Annotated in this window: 1 pseudogene; it reads left to right on the forward strand. The window is 68.2% G+C overall.

The window, feature by feature from the left end:
- Positions 1-456 (forward strand): annotated as a pseudogene (locus AACY45_RS28485) (FAD/NAD(P)-binding protein); the annotation flags it as partial.

A 456-nucleotide genomic window follows, 5' to 3' on the forward strand; every position in this document is an offset into this window, starting at 1 on the left:
GTGCGCGGCGAGGCGGTCGACGTGACAGAGCATCGCGGCGTGCGCGTCCTGCTGGCCGATGGTGCCTCGGTCGAGGCCGATGCCGCTGTGCTGGCGGTGGGCAATTTGCCACCGCATACGCCGGTCGAGCTGGTGGCGGAATCGCTTGGACCCGGCTGCTATGTCGGCGATTGCTGGAGTGCGGAGGCGACCGAGGGCTTGCACGACGATGATACGGTGCTGATCCTCGGCACCGGGCTGACGATGGTCGATGTCGTGTTGCTGCTGGAGGCAAAGGGGTTTGCGGGGCGGATTATCGCGCTGTCGCGGCGAGGATTGTTACCGCACGCCCATGCTGCACCGGCTGGCGCGTGGACTGCGATTGCGGAGCGGCCGTCGACGGTTCTCTCCCATCTGGTGCGAGCCCTCCGCAGGCGCAGCGCGGCCATCGGCTGGCGCAGCGCGATCGACGAGTTG

Source organism: Pseudomonas sp. RA_35y_Pfl2_P32 (genome assembly GCF_963970735.1).
GTDB lineage: Bacteria > Pseudomonadota > Gammaproteobacteria > Pseudomonadales > Pseudomonadaceae > Aquipseudomonas.